Origin of the sequence: Elongatibacter sediminis, assembly GCF_037892215.1 — a bacterium.
Lineage (GTDB): Bacteria > Pseudomonadota > Gammaproteobacteria > Xanthomonadales > SZUA-36 > Elongatibacter > Elongatibacter sediminis.
The window spans coordinates 40,374-65,889 of the sequence record NZ_JAZHOG010000018.1 but is presented as its reverse complement, the minus strand read 5'-3'; the positions used below and the strand labels follow the sequence as shown (position 1 = coordinate 65,889).

22 protein-coding genes are annotated in these 25,516 nt (G+C 63.3%); 10 read left to right on the top strand and 12 right to left on the bottom strand.

Annotation, left to right across the window (positions count from 1 at the left end; genetic code table 11):
* Positions 1-211: 211 nt before the first annotated feature.
* The 5 genes from V3330_RS19310 to V3330_RS19290 form a co-directional block, all read right to left on the bottom strand.
* Positions 212-2,626 (bottom strand): xanthine dehydrogenase family protein molybdopterin-binding subunit, encoded by a 2,415-nt coding sequence (locus V3330_RS19310; protein ID WP_354697104.1) that lies wholly within the window; start codon positions 2,624-2,626, stop codon positions 212-214.
* A gap of 67 nt (positions 2,627-2,693) precedes the next feature.
* Positions 2,694-3,254, bottom strand: a complete 561-nt coding sequence (locus V3330_RS19305) for an SRPBCC family protein (protein ID WP_354697103.1) — start codon at positions 3,252-3,254, stop codon at positions 2,694-2,696.
* A complete protein-coding gene (locus V3330_RS19300; protein ID WP_354697102.1) occupies positions 3,255-3,752 on the bottom strand; it encodes a (2Fe-2S)-binding protein in 498 nt (165 codons plus the stop codon).
* A 1-nt stretch (position 3,753) separates the two neighbouring features.
* Complete coding sequence (locus tag V3330_RS19295; RefSeq protein ID WP_354697101.1) at positions 3,754-4,647, bottom strand: FAD binding domain-containing protein; 894 nt, start codon at positions 4,645-4,647, stop codon at positions 3,754-3,756.
* Between the two features lie 137 nt (positions 4,648-4,784).
* A complete protein-coding gene (locus V3330_RS19290; protein ID WP_354697100.1) occupies positions 4,785-5,312 on the bottom strand; it encodes a winged helix DNA-binding protein in 528 nt (175 codons plus the stop codon).
* 158 nt (positions 5,313-5,470) lie between these two features.
* Here V3330_RS19290 and V3330_RS19285 point away from each other — a divergent pair, with 158 nt between their 5' ends.
* Entirely contained in the window at positions 5,471-7,960 is a 2,490-nt protein-coding gene (locus V3330_RS19285; protein ID WP_354697099.1) for a TonB-dependent receptor, read from the top strand.
* Here V3330_RS19285 and V3330_RS19280 read toward each other — a convergent pair.
* Positions 7,950-8,552 carry a TIGR02444 family protein gene (locus V3330_RS19280; RefSeq protein ID WP_354697098.1) on the bottom strand — a complete coding sequence of 201 codons (603 nt, stop codon included), beginning with the start codon at positions 8,550-8,552 and terminating at the stop codon, positions 7,950-7,952. The genes V3330_RS19285 and V3330_RS19280 overlap by 11 nt on opposite strands.
* 151 nt (positions 8,553-8,703) lie before the next feature.
* Between V3330_RS19280 and V3330_RS19275 the strand changes: the two genes are divergently transcribed.
* On the top strand, positions 8,704-9,324 hold the full coding sequence (locus tag V3330_RS19275) for a UbiX family flavin prenyltransferase (protein ID WP_354697097.1): 621 nt from the start codon (positions 8,704-8,706) through the stop codon (positions 9,322-9,324).
* A gap of 14 nt (positions 9,325-9,338) precedes the next feature.
* Here V3330_RS19275 and cofD read toward each other — a convergent pair whose 3' ends face one another.
* Both cofD and cofE read right to left on the bottom strand, forming a co-directional pair.
* On the bottom strand, positions 9,339-10,304 hold the full coding sequence (gene cofD / locus V3330_RS19270) for a 2-phospho-L-lactate transferase (RefSeq protein ID WP_354697096.1): 966 nt from the start codon (positions 10,302-10,304) through the stop codon (positions 9,339-9,341).
* Positions 10,301-11,734, bottom strand: a complete 1,434-nt coding sequence (gene cofE, locus V3330_RS19265; RefSeq protein ID WP_354697095.1) for a coenzyme F420-0:L-glutamate ligase — start codon at positions 11,732-11,734, stop codon at positions 10,301-10,303. Before cofE ends, cofD begins: the two co-directional genes overlap by 4 nt.
* Positions 11,735-11,899: 165 nt before the next feature.
* On the opposite strand from cofE, the gene npdG reads away from it, so the two are divergent.
* Genes npdG through V3330_RS19250 form a run of 3 tightly spaced genes read left to right on the top strand, consistent with a single transcriptional unit; the run spans position 11,900 to position 13,775 of the window.
* A complete protein-coding gene (npdG, locus tag V3330_RS19260; protein WP_354697094.1) occupies positions 11,900-12,574 on the top strand; it encodes an NADPH-dependent F420 reductase in 675 nt (224 codons plus the stop codon).
* Entirely contained in the window at positions 12,574-13,245 is a 672-nt protein-coding gene (gene cofC, locus V3330_RS19255; protein ID WP_354697093.1) for a 2-phospho-L-lactate guanylyltransferase, read from the top strand. The genes npdG and cofC overlap by 1 nt, the downstream gene beginning before the upstream one ends.
* An 11-nt stretch (positions 13,246-13,256) precedes the next feature.
* On the top strand, positions 13,257-13,775 hold the full coding sequence (locus V3330_RS19250) for a hypothetical protein (RefSeq protein WP_354697092.1): 519 nt from the start codon (positions 13,257-13,259) through the stop codon (positions 13,773-13,775).
* 645 nt (positions 13,776-14,420) lie between these two features.
* Here V3330_RS19250 and V3330_RS19245 read toward each other — a convergent pair.
* From V3330_RS19245 to V3330_RS19230, 4 genes are all read right to left on the bottom strand, one after another.
* Positions 14,421-15,611 carry a M24 family metallopeptidase gene (locus V3330_RS19245; protein WP_354697091.1) on the bottom strand — a complete coding sequence of 397 codons (1,191 nt, stop codon included), beginning with the start codon at positions 15,609-15,611 and terminating at the stop codon, positions 14,421-14,423.
* The gene (locus V3330_RS19240) at positions 15,608-16,546 is read right to left on the bottom strand and encodes a ketopantoate reductase family protein (RefSeq protein ID WP_354697090.1); all 939 of its coding nucleotides are present in this window, start codon (positions 16,544-16,546) and stop codon (positions 15,608-15,610) included. Before V3330_RS19240 ends, V3330_RS19245 begins: the two co-directional genes overlap by 4 nt.
* 19 nt (positions 16,547-16,565) lie before the next feature.
* A complete protein-coding gene (locus V3330_RS19235) occupies positions 16,566-17,522 on the bottom strand; it encodes a ketopantoate reductase family protein (RefSeq protein WP_354697089.1) in 957 nt (318 codons plus the stop codon).
* A 183-nt stretch (positions 17,523-17,705) separates the two neighbouring features.
* The gene (locus tag V3330_RS19230) at positions 17,706-18,695 is read right to left on the bottom strand and encodes a helix-turn-helix domain-containing protein (protein WP_354697088.1); all 990 of its coding nucleotides are present in this window, start codon (positions 18,693-18,695) and stop codon (positions 17,706-17,708) included.
* A 185-nt stretch (positions 18,696-18,880) separates the two neighbouring features.
* On the opposite strand from V3330_RS19230, the gene V3330_RS19225 reads away from it, so the two are divergent.
* From V3330_RS19225 to V3330_RS19205, 5 genes are read left to right on the top strand one after another with little or no spacing between them, the layout of a single operon-like run.
* A complete protein-coding gene (locus V3330_RS19225) occupies positions 18,881-19,978 on the top strand; it encodes an LLM class flavin-dependent oxidoreductase (protein ID WP_354697087.1) in 1,098 nt (365 codons plus the stop codon).
* Between the two features lie 10 nt (positions 19,979-19,988).
* A complete protein-coding gene (locus tag V3330_RS19220) occupies positions 19,989-20,894 on the top strand; it encodes a fumarylacetoacetate hydrolase family protein (RefSeq protein ID WP_354697086.1) in 906 nt (301 codons plus the stop codon).
* 51 nt (positions 20,895-20,945) lie between these two features.
* On the top strand, positions 20,946-22,217 hold the full coding sequence (locus tag V3330_RS19215) for a M20/M25/M40 family metallo-hydrolase (RefSeq protein ID WP_354697085.1): 1,272 nt from the start codon (positions 20,946-20,948) through the stop codon (positions 22,215-22,217).
* A gap of 7 nt (positions 22,218-22,224) precedes the next feature.
* The gene (gene cofH / locus V3330_RS19210) at positions 22,225-24,600 is read left to right on the top strand and encodes a 5-amino-6-(D-ribitylamino)uracil--L-tyrosine 4-hydroxyphenyl transferase CofH (RefSeq protein WP_354697084.1); all 2,376 of its coding nucleotides are present in this window, start codon (positions 22,225-22,227) and stop codon (positions 24,598-24,600) included.
* Positions 24,601-24,628: 28 nt separating this feature from the next.
* Positions 24,629-25,516 (top strand): polysaccharide deacetylase family protein, encoded by an 888-nt coding sequence (locus V3330_RS19205; protein ID WP_354697083.1) that lies wholly within the window; start codon positions 24,629-24,631, stop codon positions 25,514-25,516.

The following is a 25,516-nucleotide window of genomic DNA, read 5'->3' as shown; positions in this document are numbered from 1 at the left end:
TTACAGGGACGTACTCGTACCGTCCCCCGGGAGACCCCTGTCACGGCGCCTTCCGGACCCGGGGGCACCCCCTGTCAAGGCGCCTTCCGGAATCGAAAGCACCTCCTGAAAATCACGGCCCGAAAAAATAAAAACCCGGGGCAAAAAAAATGCGCGGCCCGGGGGCCGCGCATTGCGGGTCAGTGCTTTGGGTGTACCGAGCGAACCGCGATCAGCGCGATTCGACGTGAACGCCCTTGTCGCCTCGATTCTGCAACCGCTCGAACAGCTTCGGCGGCGAATGGTGCGACTCGGTGATGATCACACCTTCGGCATGCAGCGCATCCTGCAACGCGGCCGAAATGGTATGCAGCGGCGCGCCGCCGCCCTCACCCATGCCCTTGGCGCCGTTGTAGCTGAACGGTGACGGGCTTTCGATATTGCCGTACTCGATATCCGGCATGTTCAGGGCAGTGATCGGGCAATAGTCGCTGAAGGTCGAAGTCAGCAGGTTGCCGCCCTCATCGTAGTCGAAGGTTTCCATCAGCGCCGCGCCGAGTCCATGACAGGTTGCACCGTGCACCTGACCGTGCGCGATCTGGGGATTGATCACATTGCCGCAATCGTCGATGGCCGAGTAAGCCAGAATTTTCGGATGGTAGGTTTCCTTGTCGATCTCGACGACGGCGATGTGGAGCTGGGCCGCGTAGGTCAGGGTGAGATTGCCGAACTTGCGCTTGGTATCGGGCACCTGGAAGGGCGGGCGATAAACGTGGCGAACGTTGAGCGTGACATCCGCCAGAGCTTCGCCGAGACCGGCATTGTTGCTGTTCACCAGGTTGCTCATGTACCAGTAATTGAGCGCGGCATCGGTACCCCGAACTCCGACCTGGGGTCCCTCGTCGCCTACGCTGAACTCCAGGTCGTTTTCGTTGGCTTCCAGCACCTGCGCCGCCAGTTGCTTCATCTCTTTCTTGAGCTTCTGGCAGGCACCATGGACGGCGGACAGCCCGGTCACCGCGAACTGACTCGCATAGGTGCCGGAATGACCCGAGAAGGTGCTCCAGTCGGTATCGAAGCCGGTGCGCACCCGCACCATGGACGGATCGATGTTGAGCTCGTCCGCCACGACCTGAGCGGTCGTGGTTTCGTGCCCCTGCCCGGACGGACCGGTGCCCAGAGTGACGACCACGGCACCATCAAAGTCGATGCGGATGTTGCAGACTTCCGAATTGCCCGAAAACGGCAGATGCGGGTTCATGATCTGCGCCTGGCCGAAGTTATTGGTGCCGGAGTCCAGGGTCGTGCCGATACCGATGCCCATCCAGCGGCCTTCCTTGCGGGCCTCTTCCTGTTTACGCTTCCACTCGTCCCAGCCAATCAAGTCCTTGGCCATTTCGAGCATTTTCGGATAATCGCCCGAATCGTAGACACAGCCATTAGGCGTTTCGTAAGGGAACTCGCGTATGTAGTTGCGCAAGCGCATTTCATCGGTCGGAATACCGAGTTCGTGACCGCAGATATCCAGTACGCGTTCCATGAACCACAACTGCTGCAGGCGTGAATACCCACGGACCGGGATGGTCGGGCATTTGTTGGTCATGACCTGATTGAACTCGATGCGCATGTTGCGCACCTTGAACGTGGCAGGCAGCACCTGGGTCCAGATAACGCAGCCCAGCGGCTCGTAGCGCGGATAGGCGCCACAGTCATCAATGTGACGCGAACGGATGGCGGTAATCACGCCGTCCTTGTCGAGGGCGACTTCAGTATCGCGATAGGTGCGCTCATTGCTGTGACCGGCCGACAGCAGGTGTTCGGAACGGGTCTCGTGCCACTTGACCTTGCGCCAACCCGCCTTCCTCGAAGCGAGCGCCGCGAGGGCGTAGTAGGGGTAGTTGCCAATCTTGATGCCGAAGCTGCCACCCACATCGCGCGTGCTGATATGAATGTTCTCCACCGGCAGCCGCAGGCCGGGCGCCAGCAACTGCACCGCGAAACCCGCGAACGAGTTATTGCAGTTCAGGTGCAACTCATCCTGGCGCGTCCACTCCGCCACACAGGCATTCGCTTCCAGCGGTGCGGCCGAAAAACGGTGACAATGCAGGCGGTCGATCTTGACCACGTGCGCGGCATCTGTGAACGCCTGATCGACATCGCCATACTCCCACACGTCATTGAACGTGCGGTTGGTTCCCATCTCCTCGTGCAGGATCGTGGAACCTTCCAGCGCTTCCTCCGTGTCCACGACGGCGTCGAGCATGTCGTATTCCACTTCGATCAGCTGGCCGGCATCCATGGCGAGCGCCGGAGAGGTGGCGGCCACCGCGGCCACCGGGTGCCCCTGGTAGACGGCCTTGTCGGTCGCCAGCGGGAGATCGACGATCTTGTCGCAGGGTTCGGGACCGAGTTGCATGTAGGGATCGCAGTTCGCCTTCACATCGTCCGGCGTAATGACGCAGGCCACCCCGGGCAAGGCTTCCGCCGCCGACGCATCAACGCTGAGCACACGGGCATGTGCGTACGGGGAGCGGAGGATATACAGGTGCAGCATCCCTTCGTCGTGTTCATCGTCGGCGAACTGACCCCGTCCGCGAATCAGTCGATCGTCTTCCTTGCGCCGCAGAGATTTTCCTACCCAAGCCATGTCACATAACCTCTATTTTCTGAAAGGCCGGTGTCGCCGGCGCATTCGGTTTCAATACTGGAATTCCTTACGCGCCACCGCCGAACAGGCCTTTGAGCCACGCCACGAACCGGGCCAGCATGCCGGGCTTGCGTTCCTCGGCCGGTGTCTCGACCGCCGCCTCGGCCGGGGCTTCGGCGGGCGCGCCGCCCATCTCGGACTGCAAGGCTTCGATCAGTTTTCCGATATCACGTTCGGCGACGGGTTTGACCACTCCACCGGCCAGCGATACCAGCTTGCCGAACATGGACATTTCACCGCGCCAATCAACCCGGGTGCTTTCGGGACCCAGCTCTTCGAGCACGAATCCCGCATTCAGGTTGAACGCACCGCCCATGATTTTTCCCTTCCCCGAATAGGTGGCGCGCACGGGTTCTTCGCACTCCACCAGGGTGAGTTGAACGTTGCCGGTTCCGCGCACCTTGCCGACGCCAACCTTGACCTTGACCGCGGCCGAGCCATCGTCCTGGATCTCGTGCGATACATAGGTCGGCAGCATCGGTGCGAAGCGCTCCGGCCGGGACAGGACGGCAAAAGCGTCCTCGCGTGAAGTTGCAACCGTGAAGTCGCCGGTGAATTCGTAGCTCACTTAAGCCCCCGCCTGCATCTTTCCGGCGGCCGACTCGATGGCCTCGAAGATGTTCTTGTAACCCGTGCAGCGGCACAGATTGCCCTGGATACCCTTGCGGATTTCAAGCGGCGTGGGGCTGGGGTTGTTTTCCAGCAGGTGCACCGCGGACATCAGCATGCCCGGAGTGCAGAACCCGCACTGGAGGCCATGATGTTCGGAGAAAGCGACCTGCAGGGGATGAAGTTCACCGTCCTTCTCCAGCCCCTCTACGGTTCGAATTTCCGCTCCGTCGGCCTGCACGGCCAGCACGGTGCACGATTTCACCGGATCACCATTCATGATGATGGTGCAGGCGCCACAGTAAGTGGTGTCACAACCGATGTGGGTGCCCGTGAGTTGCAGTTCTTCACGGATCAACTGCACCAGCAGGAGGCGCGGTTCAACCTCGCGTTCGTAGGTTTTGCCGTTGATGGTGACGGTGATGTCGATTTTGTGGTTGGCGCTGGTTCCGCTCATGTCAGTAATACTCGTGGCTGTTCTTGACGGTTTCACCCTTGGCACGGCGTTCGGCGATGCCGGTCGCGCGGCGCACGAGGGTTGCGATCAGTTGGCGTTTGAAGCCGGCCGAGCCGCGCTGGTCCGGGAAAGGATCCGCGGCCGCGACCGCCGCCTCGGCGGCGCGACTCACCCGATCGGGTGTGATCGCCCCCCCTTCCAGTTCGGATTCGGCTTCCCGGGCCCGCACCGGAGTCGGCGCGGATGAGCCCAGGGCGATGCGTGCGCTGGAAACCTCGCCGCCCGACAGGACAAGCTGTACGCCGACGGAAACCGAGGGATAAGCCGGCGCGCAGCGTTTGAACGCGCAGTAAGCGCCACCACTGCCCGAGCCAGGCAATGCAAACTGGACTCCGGTAATGATCTCGCCGGCATCCAGCACGGTTTCGTACAGATCGCTGACGAAACCGTTGATGTCGCGCGTGCGCTCACCGTTCGGCCCCCGGGAGTGAACTTTCGCATCCAGGGTATGCAGCAGGACGGGCCAGTCGCAGCTTGGATCACCCGATGCGACGGAACCGCCGATGGTGCCCCGGCTGCGCACCTGGTTGTCGGCAATGCCGTTGGCGCAATCGGAAACGATGGGGATGGCGCCGGCCACGTCAGAGGCGGCGATACGGCGGTGGGTCGCCAGCGCGCCGATACGTATGTCGTCCTGGCCCAGTTCAATGCCGTTCAGACCTTCGATCCGCCCGACATCGACCAGATCGGTCGGTTCGTCGAAGCGTAGTTTCAAAATGGGCAGCAGGGACTGGCCTCCGGCCAGCACCCGGGCTCCCTCGCCGATCTGGCCCAGCATATCAATGGCCTGATCCACCGAGTGTGCGCGATGGTAAGTAAATGGTGCGGGATACATGGGCTAACTTCCGGTTGCGTTAAATCGGGGTGGATTGAGATTAATCATTAAATAGCTCTTAAATATCGCGCTTAAAATAGCATACTGCCCGAGCGCTGCAAGCAAAGAATTAGGGCGGCATTGCTCGATGTCATGAATTACCCGGTGGCTCGGTGCGTGGCGGCGATGCAGGATGCCTGATCGTAGATGCCGGAAAGCAGATTGAGCACCCTTGCGATATCCGCCAGGCTGATGTCCGTCGACATCGACTGGGTCAGGGAAATCAGCAGCTCGCGGCGGAATTCAGCGAACTTGTCCGTGACCTCGCAGCCCAGCCGGGTCACGCGGTACACCACGCCCTTCTTGCTGTCGCTGTTGCCCGCTTTCTCGATCACACCGGCGTTGACCAGTTTGCGCACGCCATATTGAAGATTGGACAGATCGTCCCGGTTGAGCAGGCGGCCAATCTCCGAAATGCTCTTGGGGCGGTCGTGCATGCGCACGACGTGAAGCACGGCAGCATCAGCCCCCGACAGCGGGGCGTCGAAACAGCACGCCATGCAATCCGATCGCCATCGGTCGAACGCGGACGCCAGTCGCAGAATCGAGAATTCAAGTTCGGTCAGACCGACTTCGTAGTCGTTTTCAGCGAGGTGCCAGTGCTTGTCCAGTACGGCCTTCATCATGTTGGGCAATCCTTTGTCACCGTTGACAATCCTTGGGATCAGGATAAAGTTAAAAAATAAACTAAAAAATCAATGCTGGCGAGCGCTCTGCGCCGATCGGCAGATAAACGCTGAGGGATCAGAGTTTTCTGAACCTGAACTCACGACGGGGACCACCTATGAAGATTGCACACACGAAGTTCGTTCTTCTCTGCTCTGCCCTGCTCTCTGTACTGCTGGCGCTGCCGGCTGCAGCCCAGGTACTGCTGGAAGAAGTCATCGTCACCGCCCAGAAGCGCGAGGAATCGCTGCAGGACGTGGGCATCGCCATCACATCGTTCAGCGGCGAGCAGATGCGTGCCCTGGGCGTCGAGGAGAGTTTCGATGTCGCGCGCTTCAGCCCCGGCGTCCACATCAGTGGCAACCTGGCCGGTCAGAACACGCAATTTTCCATTCGCGGCGTGACCCAGAACGATTTCAACGACATCATCGAATCACCGAATGCGGTATATCTGGACGAGGGTTACATCGCGGTCGCCCAGGCCCACACCTTCGCCGTGTTCGATATCGACCGGGTCGAAATTCTCAAGGGACCGCAGGGCACCCTGTTCGGCCGCAATGCCACCGGCGGACTGGTTCACTACATCTCGCGCAAACCGAATTTCGAGGAAGTGGAGGGTTATGCCGACGGCACGATCGGCGTTTTCGACTCCCCGACCGACGCAACATCCTACCGATTTGAGGCCGCGGTCTCCGGGCCCTTCTCCGACAAGGCGGCGGGCCGTGTTGCCGTGTACTACAGCAAACACGACGGCTACCTGGAGAACATCTACCCCTTCGCCGAATTCGGCGCCGGCACTTTTGGCGGCGGAACCGGCAACTCGCCAGGCGCCGGCGCGGGCGCCGACATGGGCGACGACGACACCAAGGCGATTCGCGGCATGCTGCAGTTTCAGCCCAGTGATCGCACCGAAATCACGTTTTCGGCCAACTATGCCGAGTCCGAGGTCGCGACCGGCCCCTACCAGTCCAAGGCCACCATCGGTGTCTTCGACGGGGTCAACGGTGTGGGCGAACTGATCAACGTGATCGACGTGACCGACCCGAACGAGACGCGCACCGGTATCGCGGCCGACGGCAGCGACTTCGGCGGCGACGCCGACAACGACGGCCTGTTCGGCATCCAGGATCCCGGCGGTGATCTGCTGGGCCGATTCGGCGCCGGTGGTGACTTTTTCGGTTACATCGACCCGGACGGTGACGGCTGGACCACATCGGGCGATTTCGCCTTCGACGACAACGGCTCGACCGAAACAACCGGTTTGAATTTCCGGGTGGAGCACACCCTGGCCAATGACATGTTGTTCACTTCGGTCACCGACTGGAAAGATTACGAAAAACTGCTGTTCATCGACGTCGACTCGGCGCCCGTCAACCAGTTGGCCAATTACGCAGGCGTGGATGCCGACAGTTTCACCCAGGAATTCCGCCTGACCGGTTCCACCGACACGTCGAACTGGGTAATCGGCTTTTATTACCTGAACATCGATTCCAACTCCGACAATGGCCTGAAGGGTCCGGCCAACAGTCTGCCGGCCCTGCTCGACGGTCTGTTCCCGTTCCCGCAGGGGGTCGACATCGGTGTCGAAGCCACTTTGAAAACGGACTCCTATTCCCTGTTCGGCCAGTACGAGTGGAACCTCAGCGACACGGTGACCCTGATCACCGGCCTGCGCGTCATCCAGGAAGAAAAGGATTACCGCATGCGCCAGGGTTTCTACTTCAACGAAGGCAATTTCTCGGTCAATGTCGGCGATCCGTACATCAACATCCGGCGCGACTTCCTCGGCCTGGGCGAGTATTACGAGGATGACCGCTCCGACACCCTGTGGGCCGGCAAGCTGCAACTCAACTGGGAGCCGAGCGACGACCTGCTGCTGTACGCCGGCCTCAACCGCGGCGTGAAGGCGGCGAGTTACAACGCGCCCATTCCCGGCGGACTCGGTTTTCCGGATTCCTTCCTGCCCTACGACGAGGAAATCCTCCACAGCCTGGAGGCCGGCTTCAAGAAAACCCTGGCGGGCGGACGCACTCGCATTCAGTTCGACGCGTTCTACTACGATTACAGCGACTATCAGGCCTTTCTGTTCACCGGTGTTTCCGGCGTGGTCGTGAATGCCGATGCCGACAACTACGGCTTCGAGTTCCAGGTGCAATCGTCGCCGGCGGACGGCTGGGACATCGTGTTCGGCCTGTCGTGGATGGATGCGACGGTCAAGGATGTGCCCCTGCGCATCAATTCGCCGTTGCCCTCGCGCGATGTCGATCCCACCTACGCGCCCGAATTCCAGGCTTCAGGACTGGTGCGTTACGGCTGGAATGCGCTGGGTGGCGAGATGGCGGTCAGCGTGGACGGAAGCTACTCGGATGAGTATTTCTACAATCTGCGCAACTTCGATGCCGACAAATTCGACAGCTACTTCCTGCTGAACCTGCGCTGGTCCTGGCTGAGCGGTGACGGTCGCTGGGAGGTCGCGCTGGTCGGACACAACCTGACCGACGAGGCCGCCGGCATCCAGGGCTTCGATCTGGCCACCTTGTGCGGCTGTAACGAGGTTTCCTACCAGCCGCCGCGCTGGTACGGCTTCAACGTTCGCATCAACTTCTGATCGTTCGGGCGAAAGCCCGGAGATCCTCGGCGCGGGCCCGCGGTAACGCGGCCCGCGCGATGCGTTTCAGGGCTGCAATGGCCGGCTCATCGCACTTCAACCCGGCTACCTCGAAGTACCGCCGCAGGTTGTTGCCCGCGGCCACCGGCCCCGGCGCCCCGGACGGTGGCGGCGCCAGTGCTTCCAGCATGTGTTGCTGCAATCGTTCGGCTTCCAGCTCCAGTTTTTTAATTCGTTCGCGCAGCGCCCCGCAGGCGTCCGGTTCCATGCCCTGCGAGCCGCACCCTTCCCGTTTCATCCACCGCCGCGCCGCGCGCAGCGGATGCACGACCTCACGGGACCAGACTCCCGGCTTGTCCAGCGCCTGGCGCAGGGTCTCCCGATCCAGCTCTCCGGAGACCGTGGCCACCCAGAACGCGAACAGCACGACGTTCACATCCGCGCCGTGGCGGTCCTGCAACTCGAGGCAGGCGGCCGGCACGCCTTCGACCGCATAGGTTTTCAATGAAAAGGACCAGAAGCCCTGATCGCGTTTGTCCGCGCGGTGCGCGGCTGCCAGGCCACTCGATTTACCATCGTTTTCGGTGTTCATGGTCAAAGGCCGGCGTGTTGCCGAAACGGTTCTCCGCGTTTCCGGATGCCTTGCGGAACGGTACACTCCCGGGACAGGCGACTCAATCAGCAGGCATCCCGGGCCGTGATCGCTACCCGCCCGGACTGCACCCGGCAGACGGATCAGCACCATGAACCAGCACGACGAGTCAAACACATCAGGCAGCGCGAAACGGCCGAAGCGGATCATCATCGGTATTTCCGGCGCCAGCGGCGCGATTTACGGCATTCGACTGCTCGAAGTGCTGCACGCCATGCCCGGCGTGGAAACCAGCGTCATCATCAGTAACGCCGCCAAGTTGACGATCGCGCACGAAACCGATTACAAACCAGCCGATGTCGCGTCCCTGGCCGACGAGGCGCCCGGCAATTCGGACATCGCGGCACGAATTTCCAGCGGTTCCCATCCGACCAATGGCATGATTGTCGCGCCGTGCTCGATGAAAACGCTGTCCGGCATCGTACATTCCTACACCGACAATCTGATCACGCGTGCGGCCGACGTGATTCTGAAGGAACAGCGCAGATTGATCCTGGTGCCCCGCGAATCCCCGCTGCACTCGGGTCACTGCGAACTGCTGTACAAGGCATCCCGGCTCGGTGCCCTCATTGCGCCGCCGATGCCGGCCTTTTACAACCGGCCCCAAAGCGTGGACGACATCGTCAACCACACCGTGGGACGCGTGCTCGATCTGCTGGACCTGGACAGCGGAATCGTCAAGCGCTGGAAGGGGTTGAAGGCCGACACCTGAACGCCGCCCGCTGTTCAGGTGGCCGCCAGATCCTCGGCGAATCGAAGGCAGGTACGCGCCAGGTCCACGCGGTCACGCAGCGACACCATCACGGTCGGCGCAACCCGTACCGCAAGGCCGAGCGCCTCGATTTCCGGTGTCCGCGAACGATCCGCTTCGTCGATCACCAGGGCGTCGATCAGTCCCCGGTAGTGCCGCCCCACCGACACCACGTCGACCGGCATGCCCAGTTCCCGCATGATCTTGGCCGTCGGTCCCTTGATCGCCTGCCCACCCACGATGGGCGAAACGGCGACCACCGGCACACCGAAGTCCCGCAAGCGCGCGCGCAGGCCGGGAATGGAAAGTATCGGATCGATGCTCAGAAACGGGTTGGACGGCCCGATCAATACTGCCTCCAGGCGTGAAGCATCCAGCGCGCCGAGCATCGGCTGCGGCGCGGCCTGGTCGGCGCCCCGGTAGGCCACCTCGTGCAAGACCGGCTCGCACCGGTGCTTGACGAAATACTCCTGAAACGGGAGCCAGCCAGCAGTCGACTCTCCGCCGGTCCGGACGAAGGTACGCACCGGATCGTCACTCATGGGCAGTATGGCGGTGCCGACTCCGAAGTGACGGGCCAGCTCGGCAGTGACTCCGGTCAGGCTGGCCCCGGACTCCAGGGCCGCGGTTCGCAGGCGGTGGGTTTCGAGATCCTTGTCGCCCAGTTGAAACCAGGCATCCTCGGGACGTTCCCGCCCCAGGCGGGCCATGAATTCCCAGGTTTCACCGGCCAGACCCCAGCCGCGCTCCCGGTCGGACAGCCCGGCCAGGGTGTAGAGCAGGGTGTCGATGTCCGGGCTGATGTGAAATCCGCAGTGGACGAAATCGTCACCGGTGTTGGCGATGACCATGAGGTCTTCGCCTTCCACTTCCTGCGCCAGGCCCAGCACCAGCTTGGCGCCGCCAATACCGCCCGACAGCGCGATCACCCGGGGACTCATCGGAACAGGTCCATCTCGCGCGGCCGCAGCAGGCTGCCCACTCCCGATTCGTCGTCGTGTATGCCGCGGAAGCCGCGCACCAGCACCAGCGGTTTCGCTTCGCTGCCCTGCCCCATCAGCGCCGAGGCGCCGGCGGCGATTTCGTCGGCCAGCCCCACTTCGGTGATCTGCATCTCGCGGCCCGCCATGTCACGGGTTCGGCGCAGGTCGAACAGGGCGCGCAGACCGGCGACACCGATGGCATGACCGACGGTGCCATTGCGCCAGGCCCGTCCGATGCTGTCGCTGATGATCACGCCCAGGCGGCGGCGCCCGGTGCGCCGTTCCAGTTCCGCGGCCAGCGCGCGCGCCGAGGCGTCCGGATCGACCGGCAGCAAAATGGCATGCCCGGGCCGGGCATTGGACTGGTCGATTCCCGCGTTGGCCATAACGAAACCCAGGCGGTGCTCGACGATGATCAGTTCGCCACGTTCGCGCACCACCTCGCGGGACTCGTCCAGGATGAGCTGAACCAGCGCCGGGTCCTTGCCCAGTCGCGTGCCGCGCTCCCGTGCCTCCGGTGACGGCGTGACGTCGGCCAGCCGGACGACCCGGTCTTCGGCCTTGGAAACGATTTTCTGTGCCAGCACCAGGATGTCGTCGTCCAGCAACGGTACGTGTTGCCGGTCCGCGGCCTGGAGTATGAGGGTGGCCAGGTCCTGGCCCGGCACGACCTCCGGCAACCCCTTGAGCGCCACCATCTCGACTCGGTCCGGAGCCTGGCTGCCAGGCGTTCGGGGCGGCTCGCCGGGTGTGATTCGTACGCCAGCGTGTGGTGTTCCGTAGCGCTCGTTCACACTGATCAGTGCCGGGGTCAGGGCTTCGGCGGCAACCGTGTTGACCAGCGGACCCACGTGCCAGGCACGCATTCCGGCCGCGACGGCGAGGTCGACCGCCACCGCGGCCGCATCGCTCCGGTCGGCGCTGACGAGAATGTCGCAATCGATGGGCCCGTCGTCATCCAGCAGCGCGGCTGCCACGTTCTGAAAGGCCGCCACCACGTGTGCCGACTGGCCGAGAATTTCCTGCGCCTCCAGCGCGGCGCCCGTGCCCGCCGGCAAGCTGACCCGCCCGGCGTCAGCCGGATCCAGAGGCACGGTGGTATCGATGACGACTTTGCCTTCAAGGTGCCCGGCGATTTCCCGCAAGGTCGCGGCGTGGTGCGCATAAGGCACCGTCAGCACGATGACGTCCGCGGCAGCCGCATCGGCGTTCGAGACCCCCTCCACCCGGGCACCGGGCACACGGCCCCGCAGATCAGCGGCGGCGGCCGCCGCCTTTTCCGGATCACGCGATCCCAGCACCAGGGTTCGGCCGGCCCGCACCCAGCGATAAGCCAGGCCGCGGCCCATGGCGCCGGTTCCACCGATCAGGGCGATTGATTTACCCACGTGCGTTTGTCTCCCAACTTACGGCCCATCGCCGTCGGGCGGAGAATACACCATGCGGGCACGTGCACGGTGCGACAAAACCTTAGCCCCGCGATACAAGACGCCCACGGGTGCGACCCGGCAGACTCTGCTCCATGATTCCCGTTTCCGAGCAGGAAAAAACGCATGAGTGAACAACGACCCACCGTTGCCGTCATCGGCGGCACCGGCAATCTCGGCCAGGGCCTGGCCTTTCAGCTGACCCAGCGCGGCTACCCCGTCGTGATTGGATCACGCAAGGCCGACAAGGCCGAGGAATCGGCCCGTGAACTGGCCGAACGCACCGGCAGCGAAATCCGCGGCCTGGATAACGCCGCGGCGGCCGAAGCCGCAGAAATCGTCATCATGACGGTTCCCTGGGCCCACCATCAAGGCACGTTGGAAACCATCCGCGAGGGCGTCCAGGGCAAGATATTCGTCGATACGACGGTACCGCTGGTGCCACCCAAAGTGGCCCGTGTGCAGTTGCCGGAAGGCGGCACGGCGGCGGCCCAGGCCCAGGAGTTTCTCGGCGAGAATGTACGGGTGGTTTCGGCCTTCCAGAACGTGGCCGCGGCCCATCTGCAGGACGACACCGATCATCACGATTGCGATGTACTGGTGTGCGGCAACGACAAGGAAGCCCGCGCCGTGGTGGTAAGGCTTGCCGAGGAAATCGGCCTGCGTGCATGGCATGCCGGATCGATCTACAACAGCGCCGTGGCCGAATCACTGACTTCCGTACTGATCTTCATGAACCGGTTTTACAAGATCAATGGTGCCGGCATCCAGATCACCGGCGAACCCGGCGAGGCCGCCTAATGTCCACCTGGGCACTGGTTCCGCTGAAGAACCTGGCCCAGGCCAAGGCACGGCTCGCGCCGCGTGCAAACGCGGCCTTGCGCCGCGCTCTGGTGCTTGCCATGGCCGATGATGTGCTGGCGGCGCTGACCGGTGTCGACTGCATCGAGCGGGTGGTGCTTGTCAGCAATGAACCGGAAGCCGGGCGCTTGCTGCACGAACAACGGCTGGATGTGTTCTACACCTCCGACCACGAAGGCCTGAACAGTGAACTCGAAGAAGCCACTGCCTACGCTGCCGCGCAGGGCGCCGACCGGGTGCTGATCATCCACGCCGACCTGCCGTGGCTGACCGCAGAGTCCCTGGACGCGTTTGTCTCCCAGTGCCCCGAAGAAACCGTCTGCGTGGCCCGCGACAAGATCGGCACCGGCACCAATGCCGTGCTGTCTCCACTTCCCCTTCCCGTACCGCTGGTTTTCGGCCAGGAAAGCCTGCCCGCTTTCCAGGCCAACGGCCGTAAACTCGGAGTGGACATCCAGGTCACCGACGACCCGGCGCTGGCCGAGGATATCGATCACCCGGATGATTTCACGAAACTGGTGTCGGAGCAGGAGGCGGGCCGGTCGCCGGGACCGGCCACGGCGCAGTTGCTGCAGGATCTGGAAAACTACCGCGCCGAGCGCGCAGGTTGAGGTAAGCCATCGTGAGTATTGAGAAATTTCTCCAGACTTTTCGAATCGAAGAGCTGTGCATCGCCCGGGACGCGGACATCCGCGACCGCGAAATCACCCGGGTGGAGGTCGCCTTCGGTACGGGCGAAGACGATGCCAGCGGCTATCGGGTGGAGTTCAAGCTGCTGGATCAGGCGGCCGACGCGCATCGCTATTTGCGTCGCATCGGGCCTCCGCCGGCCTGCGAGACGGAATGGACCGACGCCGGCGAAGGGCTGGGCGAAGAGGAGCAGAAGGCGAAAGTCGCCGCGTTGGTGAAAGCCATCGAAGGCCGGGTCGACAAGGTGCACAAGGAGCAATCCATCCTGCACATTCAGCCGGTCGGCAAATCCTTTCTGCTGATGGGCAAGACCCGCTTCGACGTGCTGTCCGACGACGGCAAGGGCCAGCTCACGATCCGGCTGCATCGCGAGGAAGGCGTCAGCGAAGCCGGACTCAACGCCAACGACCTGCTCGACGGCCTGTACACCGGACTGATCACCCGCGCCTGAGCCCCGCGAGTTCGCTCGCAGGCGCGGCGGACCACAGGTTCGTCCGCTGCACGCGGTCGGGGTTCTAATCCCCGCCGGAGACTACCACCCCCACGAAAGGCCGGCTGGCACTCCACAACGGGCCTCGACACTACACGATGGGCCGTCTTGTCACTCCATGACAACCCGGCCTGTCACAGCACGAATACTTTCACTTCGCAAACCTGCTGAAAAGCACTCCGTCATCCCGGGCTTGACCCGGGATCCATCGGGCTGAGTCCGGCAAGGCCGAACCCGCAGGCGCGAGGGCCGTGCCCGCAGGCGCGAGGGCCGTGCCAGGAAACTTGGATCCCGGCTCGCGGGCCGGGATGACGGCATCTGGGAGGCCGGTATGACGGCACCTGGAAGGCCGGGATGACGGCATCTGGGAGGCCGGGATGACGGCACCCGGGACGCCGGGTTGACGGTACCTGGAAGGCCGGGATGACGGCACCTGGGACGCCGGGTTGACGGCACTTGGGGGGGCGGGATGACGGGCCCTGGGGGCCGGGATGACGAGGGTCGGGGTGGGGAGTACACGATGGCTGCCAATCAGGGCAGGGTGAACGAAAAAGGCCGGAGCGATGGCTCCGGCCTTGTTCGGGGTTGCGGGGTAGCGACCGCGATTCAGAAGCTCGTTTCTCCGCCGGTGTAGGCCTTGATCGGAACGCCCGAAAGGGGCTCGCCCTCATCACGGCCGACCCGGTAGGTTTCCTGGAAGTACAGCGAGTGGGTGCGCTCCTGGTTCATGAAGTGCGGGTGCATGGAGCAGATCATGTTCTCGGGCAGCACGAAATCGAAGCCCTCGCCAATGCGCGGCATCTCGATCATGGTCATGCCGATGGAATGGCCACAGACATGGCCGGAACGGTAGCCACGATCAAAGATCGGTTTCATGCACTTGCGCGCCACGTCCTCGGCGTTGTTGCCGGCTTTCATGTGCTCTTTCGCCAGTTCGTGGAATTCCTCGTAAGCCTGCATCATCTCGGTCATCACCGGATCCAGTCCGTTCGGCGCGATCGGCCGCGAGAATTCGACCCAGTGGCCGCCCTCGCCGGAAATCTCCAGGCCGTACATCAGGGCGTCGCTGTCCTGCAGCGGGCGCTGGCTGGGAAACACCATCTGCGGGCGCAGGGAACCGTTTGGTCCCATCAGCACCATGTTCATGGTGTTGCGCGCCGTACCCAAGCTCGCGAAGGTTCCTTCGGCGACGCCCATCAGCTCGGCCTCGGTCTTGCCGGCTTCGTAGGCCTTGATGACCTCGAGCACGCCCTGCTTGTTGATGTCCATCGAGTGACGCACGGAAGCGAGTTCCTCCTCGCTCTTCTGCGCACGCGAGTAGTCGAACGGAATCTCGAAATCGACGATCTCGAAATCGCTGGCGGCCAGCGGCGAGTAGTCACGCACGTTGATGATGTATTCGAGCCCGTAGATGCCAACTTTCTTCGCATTCTTCGACTTCAGGAAGTCGGCCATCCACTCGCCGCAATGCGACGGGAATTCGCGATTTTCGATAAAGGTCGCGGCGTGGTCGCCCACCCAGGTGGCCTCGCGCGGAAACACACACACGGGATCGCCTTCGAGCGGCACCACGACATACGCGTAGCGGTGCAGGATATGGAATCCGCACATGTAGCGAATCGCGCCTTCGAAGCCGCTGTACTCGCTGCCGGCGATGACGAGGTAGTCGAGGCCGTGTTCCTGCATGGCCTTGCGGGTATTGGCATAGCGCCGTTCGATCTCGGCCTGGCTCGGGCGGAATCGATTGATGTATTCAGTCCCGCCGTCGGTTTCGCGGGCCGTTGCTGCTTGGTTCATGGTTTCAGATGTCTCCATTCGTCTTCGCGCCAGGAATATTCCAGGCCTTTGATGATGTCTCGGATGGCCGCGTTCAGCGGGGTCGGCACGCCGGTCTGCTCGCCAAACTGCGCGACGCCACCATTGAGCGCATCGACTTCGGTCGGACGCTGGTTGAGCACGTCGGTCAACATGCTGGGCGGATGCTGATAAGCCTTTTCACGTCCGTAGTCGATCAGCGCGTCGGGGTCGCTTTCCAGCGTGATGCCCAGTGCCTCGGCAACCGCCACGCCTTCTTTCACCAGTTCGCTCATGACCCGGCGTACACCAGGCTGGTCGCAGGCCACGCCATGCGGCAGGCGGGTCATCGCGCCCATGGCGTTTGACGCTGAATTGAATATGACCTTGGTCCAGAGCGCGCCGCGCGCATCTTCCATGGCCACCACGTCGCCGCCACCGCGGTTGACCGCGTCAGCCAGGCGCTGCACTTCCTCCATGCTGGCCGGCTTGTCCGGAAACGGGCTGATCTTGGTCTGGCCACCGGTGTCGTGGTTGACCACGCCGGGCGCGGTAATGTGGCCGGCCGGGAATGTCGTACCGAGAATCACGCGCGGCACGTACTCGGCGATGATTTCCTCGTTGCCCAGGCCGTTCTGCACCGAGCACACCGCGCCGTCGGCGAAAATGTCCCTGGTCGCCTCCATCGCGGCCCGCGTGTGCATGGTCTTGGCGGCGATGATGCCGAAGTCGCACGGCGGAATCTCGGCCGGGTCGGTGCGCGCGTTGACCTTGACCACGACGTCGCTGAGGCCGGTCAGGCGCAAACCGTTCGCATTCATCGCGTCGACGTGTTCCTGCGCCGGATCGTAGGCCCATAATTCCACGTCGTCGACGCGGCCCAGGTGTCCGGCGAACAGGCTACCAATGGCACCGCAGCCGATGATACAAACCTTCATGTGTGCTCTCCTGTCGTTCTTACCCGCGCCGCCAGCTCGCCTCACGAGCCTTGACCAGGCGGTACAGGGTTTCGTTGATCGGGGCCGGTACGCCGACTCGGGCCGCTTCGCGCACGATGGCGCCGGTGATCCAGTCGACTTCGGTCGCGCGCTTCGCCCGCACATCCTCGAGCATCGACGGCGCATGTGCGTAATCATCATTGCCCGTCTGGCCATGGCTGGTGGCCTCGACGTTCATCTCCCAGGGATCCTCATACAGATCGACCCCGCTGGCCGCGGCCACCCGCTTGCCCTCGTCCATGGCCGCATGGACCAGGTGACCGAGATCGGTGAGTTCGTCCTGCTCGGCGAACGCTTTCACGTGCGGCAGGTCGGACAGGGCCGCGACGCTGTTGACCACGGCGTTGAAAATCAGCTTGGACCACTGCGCCGGGCGAAGATCCGGAAACGCGCGGGCCCTGAGACCGCTGTCGGCGATGAGTTTCTCCACGGCCTGCGCCTGCTCGTAGTTCGAGCTGCCGCCGGCCCATGGGCCCAGCCAGGTCTCGGTGTCCAGTTCGTACTCGACGTGGGTGTCGGAATGACGCACGCCACTCATGAACGTGACTGACGACAAAATGGGCCAGTCACCAAACCCGGACACCACGTCTTCGCAGCCCAGGCCGTTCTGCACGGTCATGATGGTGGCGTTGGGGAAATGCCCCTGCAGGGTGCGCGCGCTGGGCTCGACCGCGGTGGCCTTGGTGGCGATGATCACGAGGTCGACTTCACCGAGATCAGCCGGATCGGTCGAGGCGATGATTTTCGTTTGCAGGTCGGATTTGCCACTGACCTTCAGGCCCTCGGCATTGAGCGCGTCGGCATGTTCGGACCGCCGCACCAGCACCGTCGACTCGGCGACCGTACCCAGGTGCCCGGCGAACAGGCTGCCGATCGCACCGGCACCGACGACGCAGGTTCGCTTGATGTCTGTCATTCTGGCTGTCTCATTGCGGCGTGTTCGATCATGGAATGGTTTCGATTGGCGGTCCCGCGGGGCGCAAATCCCGAACCGCGAACCGATCGTATCAGCCTAACTGAAGGTGCCCGGCCGCACTTGCTTGTAAACGCAGCCGGCCTTGTCTGCCGGTGCAGACCCGCGCGGACGGGCCAGGCGGCTTCATGAGCCGGTCTGCTGCTGCACCTTCTTGCGTAACTGGCTGGGCGCAATGTTGAAGCGTGCCTTGAAGCTGCGGCTGAAGTGCGCCGAATCGTTGAAGCCCCGGCGATAGGCGATTTCCGTGATGCTCTGGTCATTCAGGGCCGGATTGAGGAGATCCTCGCGCGCGGCCTTCAGGCGCCGTTCCCAGATCCACTTGGTGACCGTCATGCCGGAATGCTGGAACAGGTTGTGCAGATGCCGGGTCGACACCGCATTGGCCTCGGCCACCCTTGCCGGAGTGAGGTCGTGGTCGGCGAAATGCTCCTCCAGGTAGGACAGAATACGACTCATCCGCGCGACCTGGGACGAGCCATGCTGGCTGGTGCCGAAATCGGTCTCCGAATGCACCACCGCGGCGATCAGGTCCAGCGACACTTCGGCCACGGTGTACTGTTCGGTCTCGTTCAGGGCGCTGGCTTGCATCACCAGCGACTTGAGCAGATCGATGGTGATCTGGACCAGGCCTTCGCCGGAAAACACGTGCGCGCCGAAATCCCGGATCTGCCGCCCCAGTATGCGCTCGTGAAACACCCGCAGGGGAAGGCGCAGCAGCAGGCGCCGGCCGGTTTCCAGAAACGACAGGCGATACGGCAGACCGCCCGGTATGACGGCCAGGGAATCGGGATCGATGGTGAACCGGGTACCGCGCTGTTCGATTTCCGCCCTGCCTTCGAGTTGCACGAGCAGCAGATAATCGAAGGCGGAGTCGTCCTCGATGTCCTGGCTGCGACGGTTGACCGTGAACGGATCGCTTTCCGACAGATAAATGGAGAGCTGCGCCAGCCGGTGGCGGGTAATCGAGTAGTGTTCGAATTCCTCGGAGATGGGCTGGGGCAGGATCTGGAAGATCGCGCTGGACGCCTCGTCAAGCAGGGATCCGAGTTCTGGATGTGGCACCGAGGCGTCGGGAGCATCACCCGTCGCCCGGGTGCGCCTGGTCTTAGCCATCAGGTTCGTCAATTCCGGTTACCGTCCTTACCTTAGTGTACCTTTTCGGCTCGATCCCGGCATTCGCCACGCCAGACCGCCCCCCTGCGCTTGCAGTCAAAGGGGATTCGTGGACGGACAAGAACTTTCAGGATGCCGGCGCGTAGCATAATCGGAAATTCAGGTACGTTCCCCAGGAGAAACCGATGACCGTTACCGTCGACCCCAAAGTCGGGGTTATTTTCAAGTCTTACGAACCCCTTCCCGCCATGCAGAAATACGCCGCCCTGACCGAAGAAATGGGCATGACCGGCGGCTTCTGGATCGCTGAAGCCTATCACTGGTTCCGCAAGTACGGACTGGAATCGCGAGGCTGCTTCACCACCCTGGCCGCCGTCGGCATGGCCACCAAGGAGATTCCGATCGGTCTGGGCATCACTTCGCCCTACATGCGCCACCCGACCATCCAGGCCAACGAGGCAGCGGCCCTGGACGAACTGACCGGCGGACGCTTCATCATGGGCATCGGCGCCGGCATGGTCGGCATCGAGTACCTCGAGTACGACACCAAGGTGATGAAGCCGGTTCCGGTGCACCGCGAATCCATGGACATCATGCGCAAGGTGTGGTCCGGTGAGGCCTTTACCTACAAGGGCCAGTTCTACGAGTCCACCATGCCGGCCTACGACCGTGCCGCCGATGGTCTCGAAACCGAAATCCCGATCTACGTCGGAGCCACCGGCCCGTACATGCAGCGCCTCGCTGGCAAGGAAAGCGACGGCATGCTGCTGGCCGGCCTGACCGCCCCGCACTTCGTCGAGTACGCCATTGAGAACATGCAGAAGGGCGCCGCGTCGGTTGACCGCACCCTGCCCGACAATTTCCCGGTCGGCGGCGTGATCCTGTGTGCCTGCTCGGAAGACGGCGACAAGGCGCGTGACGCCACTCGCAGCTACACCGGCACCTACGTGATCAACAAGATCCGCAACATCAAGAACGACATCATCCTCGGAGGCTCCGGCCTGCCCGACTCGACCTGGGACCCGTTCCGCAAAGCCATCGCGGAAGGCACCGAGGACAACGTCACGCACCTCGTCACCGACGAGATCATGCGCCGCTTCACCGTCATCTCCGGTGACCCGGACGATTGCCTGGAAATCACCCAGGAACTGGTCGACTCCGGTCTGAACCTGCCGCTGCTCGAAGTGGTCGGCGCGTCGGAAGAGGACAACCTCGATTCCATTCGACTGATGGGCGAGCACGTGGTGCCCAACCTCAAGCCGGGCCGTTCGGCCGCGCACTGAGAGGACCCCTATGAAACTCGCAAGCTTTATCAACAAGTCCACCGGAACGGCGTCGATCGGCGCCGTTCTGGATGACGGCATCCTCGACCTGCACGCCGCCAGCGGCGGCGAACTGCCCAACGCGATGATCCCGTTCCTCGAACTGGGCGAAGCCGGCATGGCCCGGGCCCGTGAACTGGCAGCGGCCGGCGGCGATCTTCTGTCCGCCGACGACATCGAATTGCAGGCGCCGGTGCCGCGCCCGGGCAAGATCATGCACACCTCGTGCAACTTCTCCGCCCATCTCGAAGAGCTGACCACCTGGCAGGAGCCCGAATGGCAGTCGCACAACTGGAGCGATTTCCACTTCGAGCACCCGACCGGTTTTCTGGAAGCCCCGTCTTCGGTGGTTCCGCACGGCGCCAGCGTCAAGATTCCGCACTTCACACAGCAACTCGATTACGAAATCGAGATCGGCGTGATCATCGGCAAGAAGGGCTTCCGGATTCCCAAGGAAGAAGCCTTCGACTACGTGGCCGGTCTGACCATCTTCAATGACCTGTCGGCCCGCGACATTCAGGCCCGTGAACACTCCAACATGGTGATTCTGCTGGGCAAGAGCTTCGACGGATCCTGCCCGCTTGGGCCCTACCTCGTCACCATGGACGAGATCGATGATCCGGATAACATGAAGCTCAATCTGACCCTGAACGGAGAAGAGCGGCAGAACTCCAGCACCGCCAACATGGTCTACAAGATCGCAGAGATGGTTGCCTGGTGGTCCAACACCACCCTGGAACCCGGTGATGTTCTGACCACCGGCAGTCCGCCCGGCGTGATTTCCGGCATGCGTGATCCCGTATACCTGAAGCCCGGCGACCAGATCGACTGCACGGTCGAACACCTGGGCACCCTGACCACCCACATCGTTGAATAAAACGACCGGCCCGACGGGCCGGCTCCCAACCCCAATTCGAGAATCGTATTCATGACGCAAAACGTATCCCCAGACCTCCTGGCCAAGGCCACCGAACACATCGACCGTGACCGGCTGGTGCAGCTGACCGTCGATCTGACCAATATCCCGAGCCCGACCGGCTACGAGGGCGACATGGCCCGTGCCGTGCACGAAGTACTGGGCAGCGCCGGACTCGACGCCGTGCTGCAACCCATCGGCGACGAGCGCTACAACGCCGTTGGCCGCCTGCAGGGCGCCGGCGGCGGCAAGTCGCTGATGTTCAACGGCCACCTCGATACCTCGTTCGGCCCGGAACAGGCACACCGCGGCATCGGTTACGAATGCAAGGGCACCATCATCGATGACGAGTGGATCTACGGCATGGGCACCTTCAACATGAAGAGCGCCATGGCCACCTATGTCACCGCCGTCGAAGCCGTGCGCAAGGCCGGCATCCGCCTCAAGGGCGATATCGTGATTGCCGGCGTGGCCGGTGAAATCGAGAAGTCGCCGGTGGGTGAGTACGATCACCGTCAATACCAGGGTTACGGCGTGGGCACCAAGTACGCCATCACCCACGGTGCGGTCGCCGACTACTGCATCCTCGGCGAGCCCACCAACATGTCGCTGATTCCGCGGCATTGTGGCTCTACCTGGGTGAAGATCACCGTGCCCGGACACCTGATCCACACCGCTTGGTCGGATGTCGAGAAGAACGCCATCAACAAGAGCCGTGTGATGCTCGACGCCATCCACGACTGGATTCCGCAGTACCTGGAAAGAAATTCCATCGGTGATTTCCAGCCGCGGGTGAATGTGTCGGCCATCGAAGGCGGCTGGCCCTGGCGCGGCGCGCGGACGCCGGACAACTGCAACATCTACATGGATGTGCGCACCCTGCCCGACGTTCGTCCCCTGGACGCCTACAACGAAGTGCGTGAAATGGTCGCCGACACCGTGCGCGCCAACCCGCAGCTCGAGGGCACCAAGGTCGACCTGATCGTCTCGGCTCCGGGCACATCGATTCCGGACGACCACGAGTTCGTGGAAACCCTGCGCTCCGCGCACACCAACCAGCTGGGCGAGGCGCCGGCCGAGGGCATCGAAATCTGGTCCTCGGACGCCGTGCACATGAACCGCTACCACATCCCGACCGTGAACTACGGATCGGCGGGGCGCATTCGCTCCGGCGGCGGCGGCTTCTCCACCCACCAGGGTGAGCACGTGCACATCGGCGACATGGAAGACATCACCAAGGTGTATGTCGAGTCCATCCTGCGGCTGTGCGGAGTGGCGGACTGATCCGGATATGAGTCAAGCGGAACCCATGGACCCGCGTTCCTTCGTCAGCGCGCCGCCGAGCGACGCGCTGGCGCTGGAACTGGCCGGCTGCGAAGATCTGGCGGCGCTGATGTCGGCCGCCGCCGGCCTGCGCGACAAAGGTCACGGCAATATCGTGACCTACTCGCCCAAGGTGTTCATTCCGCTGACCCAGCTTTGCCGCGACGTCTGTCACTACTGCACCTTCGCCAAGACGCCGCGGCGGCTGGACCGGCCCTACCTGCTGGCAGAAGACGTGCTCGCGATCGCGCGGGCCGGTGCCGAGGCCGGCTGCCACGAGGCGCTGTTCACCCTCGGTGACAAGCCGGAACTGCGTTATAACGCGGCGCGCGAAGCACTGGCCGAACTCGGCCACGAGACCACCCTGTCCTATCTCGCCGAAATGGCACAGCTTGTGCTCGACGAGACCGGCCTGCTGCCCCATCTGAACGCCGGCGTCATGGACGCGAGTGACCTGGAATCATTGCGCGGCGTGTCCGTCTCGCAGGGGCTGATGCTGGAAAGCAGCTCGCCCCGGCTGCTGGAGCGTGGCGGCTGTCATTACGGCTCACCCGACAAGGAACCGGCGGTGCGCCTGCGCACCATCGAGGACGCGGGACGGCTCAATATTCCGTTCACTTCCGGCATTCTGATCGGCATCGGCGAAACCCGCCGCGAACGCATCGAATCCCTGCTGGAACTGCGACGCCTGCACCAGGCCCATGGCCACCTGCAGGAAATCATCATTCAGAATTTCCGGCGCAAGCCGGGCACCGTCATGGCCAATGCGCCCGAGCCCTCCGAGGAGGAACTGCTCTGGACCATCGCCGTGGCGCGGTTGATCCTGGGCGCCGAGGCCAATATCCAGGCACCGCCCAACCTGTCGCCCGATTCGCTGTCGCGAATCCTGCAGGCGGGTATCAACGACTGGGGCGGCGTATCGCCCGTCACCCCCGATCACGTGAACCCCGAAGCGCCGTGGCCGGAAGTCATGCGCCTGGCGCGCGCCACCGCCGCCGAGGGCAAGGCCCTGGCGCCGCGTCTGCCGATCTACCCCGAATACACACCGCATCTCGACCGCTGGGTCGATTCCGCGCTGCACACTGCGGTGCTGCGGCGCATGGACGCCACCGGCCACGGACGCACCGACGACTGGTGCCCGGGCGCGACGATGCCGATCCCGCGGTTTTCGCTGGACGAGATCATCGAGACGAAGACCGCGCCGGTGGCGGGCAACCCGGTGCACCGCCTGGCCATGCGCGCCGCTGAAGGCCATACGCTGAACGAGTCCGAAGTCGTCACCCTGTTCGAGGCCCGCGGCGCCGACCAGCAACTGCTGTGCCAGGCCGCCGACGAACTGCGGGCCGAGGTGAACGGAGAGACCGTCAGCTACATCGTCACGCGCAACATCAACTACACGAACATCTGCGGCTTCAAATGCGGCTTCTGCGCTTTCTCCAAGGGCCGCGGCCCGAAAGAACTGCGCGAAGCGGCCTACGACCTGCCGCTGACCGAAATTCAGCAGCGCACGCGCGAAGCACGGCTGCGCGGCGCCGTGGAAGTCTGCCTGCAGGGCGGCATCCACCCGAAGTACACCGGGCAGACCTACATCGACATCTGCCGGGCGATCAAGGAAGCCGAGCCGGGCATCCACATCCACGCGTTCTCGCCGCTGGAGATCTGGCAGGGCGCACACACGCTGGGCGTATCGCTCGAAGAGATGCTGACCGAACTCAAGGCCGCCGGCCTCAGTTCGCTGCCCGGCACCGCCGCCGAGATTCTCGATGACGAGGTGCGGCAGATCATCTGCGCCGACAAGCTCAACACGGCCGAGTGGTTCGAGGTGGTTCGCACCGCTCATTCAGTGGGACTGACCACGACCGCGACCATCATGTTCGGCCACGTCGACCGCCCGGTGCACTGGGCCCGCCACCTGCTGCGGCTGCGCGAAGCGCAGACCGAAACCGGCGGTTTCACCGAGCTGGTGCCTCTGCCCTTCGTGCACATGCAGTCACCGATTTATCGCAAGGGCCACGCCCGCAAGGGCCCGACCTACCGCGAATCGATTCTGATGCACGCAATATCGCGCCTGGTGCTGCATCCGCACATCCGCAACATCCAGACCTCGTGGACCAAGATGGGCCGCGAGGGCGCGCTGACCTGCCTGAAGGCCGGCGCCAACGACCTCGGCGGCACTCTGATGAACGAGTCCATCAGCCGGGCGGCCGGTGCATCGCACGGGCAGGAAATGCTGCCGGACGATCTGGAAGCGATGATTCGCTCCATCGGGCGGGTGCCCATGGAACGCAACAACACCTACCAGCCCGTGCTGCCGGTACGCATCGCCAGCGCCACGGCGCACTGATACCGCCGAACCCACCGGGAGGCAAGGGATGAGCATGCGACCCGAAGAACGCTTCGAATTCTCCGCCATCAACGAGCGTCCGCGCTGGGATCTGCCCAACGGCGCCCGCGTGGCCGTTTACCTGGTGGCCAGCGTGGAGGAATGGGACATCGAGAAACCGGTGGCCCGCGAATACCTTTCCTCGCCCGCCGGCGTCGTCACCGTGCCCAATGTTCCCAACTGGTCGTGGCACGAGTACGGCATGCGGGTAGGCATCTGGCGCCTGATGGACGCGCTGGCGCAACGCAATCTCAAAGCCAGCGCCGCGATCAACGCACGCGTCTGCCTGGGAGCCGGCGAACCGGTGGCCCGCGCGATGCGCGAAGCCGGCTGGGCCTTCATCGGCCACAGCTACCACCAGGCCGCCATCCACATCGTCGAAAACCAGCGCCAGGTCATCCAGGACTCCTTCAAAGTCCTGAGCGATTACACCGGAACCGCCCCCAAGGGCTGGCTGGGCCCGGGCCTGCACGAAACGCTGGACACCCTGGAACATCTGGCCGAGGCCGGGTTCCAATACGTCTGCGACTGGCCGATGGACGAGCACCCGGTAACGATGAAAACCGACCACGGGCCCATTGTGGCCATGCCGTACAGCATGGAGGTCAGCGACCTGCCGATGATGGTCGTGCACCAGCACGAATCGGACGCGTGGTTGAAACGCGCCAGGGACCAGTTCGACCGCCTCTACCAGGACGGCGCCACCCAGCCGCGGGCGATGTCGATGAGCGTCCACCCCTATATCACCGGCCAGCCACACCGCATCAAGTACTTCGAGGAAACCCTGGACTACATCCTCGGTCACGATGACGTGTGGTTCGCCACCGCCGAAGAAATCTACGACTGGTACACCAACGCCGGTCCGAAAGGAGCCTGA

Coding starts and splice junctions, on each gene's coding strand:
- V3330_RS19295 (WP_354697101.1), bottom strand. CDS start 4,647: ATGTATCCCGCACCATTTACTTACCATCGCGCACACTCGGTGGATCAG.
- cofD (WP_354697096.1), bottom strand. CDS start 10,304: ATGAGTCCCCGGGTGATCGCGCTGTCGGGCGGTATTGGCGGCGCCAAG.
- V3330_RS19230 (WP_354697088.1), bottom strand. CDS start 18,695: ATGGCTAAGACCAGGCGCACCCGGGCGACGGGTGATGCTCCCGACGCC.
- V3330_RS19280 (WP_354697098.1), bottom strand. CDS start 8,552: ATGAACACCGAAAACGATGGTAAATCGAGTGGCCTGGCAGCCGCGCAC.
- V3330_RS19310 (WP_354697104.1), bottom strand. CDS start 2,626: ATGGCTTGGGTAGGAAAATCTCTGCGGCGCAAGGAAGACGATCGACTG.
- npdG (WP_354697094.1), top strand. CDS start 11,900: ATGAGTGAACAACGACCCACCGTTGCCGTCATCGGCGGCACCGGCAAT.
- V3330_RS19235 (WP_354697089.1), bottom strand. CDS start 17,522: ATGACAGACATCAAGCGAACCTGCGTCGTCGGTGCCGGTGCGATCGGC.
- V3330_RS19285 (WP_354697099.1), top strand. CDS start 5,471: ATGAAGATTGCACACACGAAGTTCGTTCTTCTCTGCTCTGCCCTGCTC.
- cofH (WP_354697084.1), top strand. CDS start 22,225: ATGAGTCAAGCGGAACCCATGGACCCGCGTTCCTTCGTCAGCGCGCCG.
- V3330_RS19290 (WP_354697100.1), bottom strand. CDS start 5,312: ATGATGAAGGCCGTACTGGACAAGCACTGGCACCTCGCTGAAAACGAC.
- V3330_RS19225 (WP_354697087.1), top strand. CDS start 18,881: ATGACCGTTACCGTCGACCCCAAAGTCGGGGTTATTTTCAAGTCTTAC.
- V3330_RS19300 (WP_354697102.1), bottom strand. CDS start 3,752: ATGAGCGGAACCAGCGCCAACCACAAAATCGACATCACCGTCACCATC.
- V3330_RS19240 (WP_354697090.1), bottom strand. CDS start 16,546: ATGAAGGTTTGTATCATCGGCTGCGGTGCCATTGGTAGCCTGTTCGCC.
- V3330_RS19220 (WP_354697086.1), top strand. CDS start 19,989: ATGAAACTCGCAAGCTTTATCAACAAGTCCACCGGAACGGCGTCGATC.
- V3330_RS19245 (WP_354697091.1), bottom strand. CDS start 15,611: ATGAACCAAGCAGCAACGGCCCGCGAAACCGACGGCGGGACTGAATAC.
- cofC (WP_354697093.1), top strand. CDS start 12,574: ATGTCCACCTGGGCACTGGTTCCGCTGAAGAACCTGGCCCAGGCCAAG.
- V3330_RS19275 (WP_354697097.1), top strand. CDS start 8,704: ATGAACCAGCACGACGAGTCAAACACATCAGGCAGCGCGAAACGGCCG.
- V3330_RS19215 (WP_354697085.1), top strand. CDS start 20,946: ATGACGCAAAACGTATCCCCAGACCTCCTGGCCAAGGCCACCGAACAC.
- V3330_RS19205 (WP_354697083.1), top strand. CDS start 24,629: ATGAGCATGCGACCCGAAGAACGCTTCGAATTCTCCGCCATCAACGAG.